The organism is Mycobacterium sp., from assembly GCF_032162105.1.
Classification (GTDB): Bacteria; Actinomycetota; Actinomycetes; order Mycobacteriales; family Mycobacteriaceae; genus Mycobacterium.
In genome coordinates this window covers 1-4383 of record NZ_JAVRPS010000398.1, presented here as the reverse complement: position 1 = coordinate 4383, position 4383 = coordinate 1, and the positions used below count along the sequence as shown (strand labels likewise).

General features: G+C 67.5%; 4 protein-coding genes. 3 read left to right on the top strand and 1 reads right to left on the bottom strand.

The genetic code is table 11. The annotated features are described in order from the left end of the window. Positions 1-203: 203 nt before the first annotated feature. Positions 204-1142, bottom strand: coding sequence for a type I pantothenate kinase (gene coaA, locus QOC69_RS20470; RefSeq protein WP_526442955.1), 939 nt, complete (start codon positions 1140-1142; stop codon positions 204-206). A gap of 30 nt (positions 1143-1172) precedes the next feature. Between coaA and QOC69_RS20465 the strand changes: the two genes are divergently transcribed. The 3 genes from QOC69_RS20465 to QOC69_RS20455 form a co-directional block, all read left to right on the top strand. Continuing rightward, positions 1173-2375: a DUF885 domain-containing protein gene (locus tag QOC69_RS20465; RefSeq protein WP_526442953.1), complete on the top strand. Its 1203-nt coding sequence runs from the start codon at positions 1173-1175 to the stop codon at positions 2373-2375. A gap of 56 nt (positions 2376-2431) precedes the next feature. Beyond that, positions 2432-3895: a glycine hydroxymethyltransferase gene (locus QOC69_RS20460; protein ID WP_526442951.1), complete on the top strand. Its 1464-nt coding sequence runs from the start codon at positions 2432-2434 to the stop codon at positions 3893-3895. Between the two features lie 69 nt (positions 3896-3964). Continuing rightward, a partial coding sequence (locus QOC69_RS20455; RefSeq protein ID WP_526442949.1) for an acyl-ACP desaturase occupies positions 3965-4383 on the top strand: 419 nt, incomplete at its 3' end.

Here is a 4383-nt window from a genome sequence, read left to right as displayed (position 1 = left end):
CGCTACTCTTCTTCATGGTGGTCCCCTTGCTGTAGGAGTTCTTGGCGGAACGCCCGACACCTACCACACGGCAGGTCTCGAGCGGGGGACCGCCACCTCAACTTCTACGAGACCCGGGACAACCTCGCAGGTCAGACGATCATCACGACACGCGATTCTGAAACAGCCCGTCAGCGACGGTTTCCGCGCACAAATCGCTGGGTCTAGAGCTTGCGGAGCCGCAGCCGGTTGATCGAGTGGTCGGCGTCCTTGCGCAACACCAGGGTCGCGCGCGGCCGGGTCGGCAGGATGTTCTCGATCAGGTTGGGCCGGTTGATCGAATGCCAGATGTCGCGGGCGGCGAACACCGCCTGGTCGTCGGTCAGCGTGGAGTAGTGGTGGAAGTGCGACTGCGGGTCGGCGAACGCGCCGGCGCGCATGGCCAGGAAGCGTGAGACGTACCAGCCCTCGATGTCCTCGATGCGGGCGTCGACGTAGACGGAGAAGTCGAACAGATCGGACACCATCAGCGCCGGACCGGTCTGCAAGACGTTGAGGCCTTCCAGGATCAGGATGTCCGGATGCCGGACCAACATCTTCTCGTCCGGCACGATGTCGTACAGCAGATGCGAATACACCGGGGCGCACGCCTGATCGGAGCCCGACTTCACCGCGGTGACGAATCGCATCAACCCACGTCGGTCGTAGCTCTCGGGAAAACCCTTGCGGTGCATTAGGTTTCGCCGCAGCAGCTCGGCGTTGGAGTACAGGAAGCCGTCGGTGGTGACCAGGTCGACGCGGGGGTGGTGCTCCCAGCGGGCCAGCAGCGCCTGCAGCACGCGGGCGGTGGTCGACTTGCCCACTGCGACGCTGCCCGCGACACCGATCACGAACGGCACCGGGCGGTCCGGATTCTGCTGCGGCTCGCCGAGGAACTCCGCCGTCGTGGCGAACAGCCGCTGACGTGCGGCGACCTGGAGGTGGATGAGCCGCGCTAGCGGCAGGTAGACCTCTTCGACTTCGAGCAGGTCCAGCTGTTCACCGAGGCCGCGCAACCCCGTCAGGTCCTTCTCGTTGAGCTTCAACGGCGTCGACATGCGCAGCGCTTGCCACTGACTGCGGTCGAACTCGACGTATGGACTCGGCTCGCTGGTCCGCGCCATGTGCCCAGTCTTGCATTTACGGTTGAGGGTATGGACTCCGCCACCCTGATCCGCGAGTATCTGCTGCTCGGTCTGCGATTCGACCGGGTCGAGGAGGGATACGTCGACTCGTTCACCGGAGATCCCGCGTTGCGCCGCGCCGTCGCGTCCGAGCCGACGCCCGACCCGGCCGACTTGGCGCGGGCCGCCGAACGGCTGCTGGCCGAGGTGCCCGGCGCCGACGGCCTCGACGCCCAGCGCGCCGACTACCTCGCCGCGCACCTCAAGGCGTTGGCGTGTGCAGGCCGTAAGTTCGCCGGCCAGGACGTCGGGTTCGTCGAGGAGGTTCGCGACTACTTCGACGTCGACATCGCCAAGGGCAACCCCGAGCGGTACCGCGAGGCGCACCGCAAGCTCGACGACGCGCTGGGCGGCACCGGCCCGCTCGCCGACCGCATGCAAGCCCACCGCCTCGGCGAGGAGATTCCGCCCGAGCGGCTCGAGGAGTGCATCCACGCGTTCTCCAGCGCACTGCGCGACCGGGTCCGCGCCGAGTACCCGCTGCCGGAAAGCGAGACGATCGTCTACGAGGTGGTCACCGACAAGCCATGGTCGGGGTTCAACTACTACGAGGGCGACTACCGCTCCACCGTCGCCGTCAACGCCGACCTCAAGCAGCAGATGTCGAACCTGCCGCGCCTCGTCGCGCACGAGTCCTATCCCGGTCACCACACCGAGCACTGCCGCAAGGAGGCGGGCCTCGTCGCCCGCGACGGACAAGCCGAGCAGACCATCTTCCTGGTCAACACCCCGCAGTGCCTGATGGCGGAGGGGCTGGCCGATCTCGCGTTGCACGCCGCGATCGGGCCGCGGTGGGGCAGCTGGGCCGCCGAGATCTATGCCGACCTCGGTCTGCGCTTCGACGGCGAACGCGCCGAGGCGATCGCGGAGGCCTCCGCGGCGCTGGCCGACGTCCGCCAGGACGCCGCCCTGATGCTGCACGACGAGCACCGCGACGTCGACGACGTCGTCGCCTTCATGCAGCGCTGGCTGCTGGTCAACGAGGTCAGGGCGCGCCAGGCGCTGCGATTCCTGTCCTCGCCGCTGTGGCGGGCCTACACCAGCACCTACGTCGAGGGTTACCGGCTGCTGCGCGGCTGGCTGGACGCGCGGCCGGCGGACGTGACGCTGGGGGAGCGGTTCGGTCGGCTGCTCGACGAGCCGCTGATCCCGTCGAGCCTGCGTACCGGCTGAGCGACGGACCCGGGTGCCTTCGGCCGACGATCACACCACCCGATTACCCTTGACCCATGACCGCTGACTCGACCGTGACCTCCACTGCAGCGCCTGGCGCCGACTACGCCGACACCGCGAGCGCCGCCTACCGCGCGGCATTGCAGGTCATCGAGTCCGTCGAACCCCGTATTGCCGCGGCGACCCGCAAAGAGCTTGCCGACCAACGGGATTCGCTCAAGCTGATCGCCAGCGAGAACTACGCCTCACCCGCGGTGCTGCTGACCATGGGCACCTGGCTGTCCGACAAGTACGCCGAGGGCACCATCGGGCACCGCTTCTATGCCGGCTGCCAGAACGTCGACACCGTCGAGTCGGTGGCCACCGAGCACGCCCGCGAGTTGTTCGGCTCGCCCTACGCCTACGCCCAGCCGCACTCGGGCATCGACGCCAACCTGGTCGCGTTCTGGGCGATCCTGGCCACCCGCATAGAAGCGCCAGGACTGGCCGAACTCGGTGCCAAGCACGTCAACGACCTCTCCGAGGCGGACTGGGAGACGCTGCGCGCCAAGCTCGGCAACCAGCGACTGCTGGGCATGTCGCTCGATTCCGGTGGTCACCTCACCCACGGCTTCCGGCCCAACATCTCGGGAAAGATGTTCCACCAGCGCAGCTACGGCACCGACCCGGAGACCGGGCTGCTCGACTACGACGTCGTCGCCGCCGCCGCCCGCGAGTTCAAGCCGCTGATCCTGGTGGCGGGCTACTCGGCCTATCCGCGCCGGGTCAACTTCGCCAAGATGCGCGAGATCGCCGACGAGGTCGGCGCGACGCTGATGGTCGACATGGCGCACTTCGCCGGCCTGGTGGCGGGCAAGGTGTTCACCGGCGACGAGGACCCCGTGCCCCACGCTCAGGTCACCACGACGACGACGCACAAGTCGCTTCGCGGACCGCGCGGTGGGCTGGTGCTCGCCACCGAGGAGTACTCCGGCGCCGTCGACAAGGGCTGCCCGATGGTGCTCGGCGGGCCACTGTCACACGTCATGGCCGCCAAGGCGGTGGCACTTGCCGAGGCGCGCCAACCGTCGTTCCAGGGGTACGCGCAGCGGGTCGCCGACAACGCCAAGGCGCTGGCCGACGGATTCCTCAAGCGAGACGCCCGGCTGGTCACGGGTGGCACCGACAACCACATCGTGCTGCTCGACGTCACGTCCTTCGGGCTGACGGGGCGCCAGGCCGAGTCCGCGCTGCTGGACGCCGGCGTCGTCACCAACCGAAACTCCATCCCCGCCGACCCGAACGGCGCGTGGTACTCCAGCGGCATCCGGTTCGGCACCCCAGCGCTGACCACCAGGGGCTTCGACGCCGACGACTTCGACAGGGTGGCCGAACTGGTGGTCGACGTGCTGAAGAACACCGAGCCGCACGGCACGTCGAAGGCCAAGTACACGCTGGCCGACGGAACCGCTGGTCGGGTGCACGCGGCGTCGGCCGAACTGCTGAACGCGAACCCCTTGTATCCAGGTTTGTCGCTCTAAGTTGACAGCCTCCGGGACACGCTCCACCCAATTTCGGGGAACGTGTGTCTTCGGGTTACAGTTACTTTCATGGCAGAGAAACCGGTCGCCAACGCGCTGATCCTCGAGCTCGAGCCGGTCGTGGACGAAAACCTGAACCGCCACCTCGCAACCGAGGAACTCTGGTACGCACATGACTACGTGCCCTTCGAGCAGGGCGAGAACTTCGCCTTCCTCGGCGGCAAGGACTGGGATTCGTCCTCGGTGACGCTGCCCAAGCATGTCACCGACGCCCTCGAGATCCTGCTCATCACCAAGGACAATCTCGCCGGTTACCACCGGGAACTGGTCGAACACTTCATCCTCGACGACAGGTGGGGCCGCTGGATCGGCCGCTGGACCGCCGAGGAACACCTGCACGCCGTCGCACTGCGCAACTACCTGGTGGTGACCCGCGAGATCGACCCCGCCGCCAACGAGGACGTCCGCGTCGCCCACGTGATGAAGGG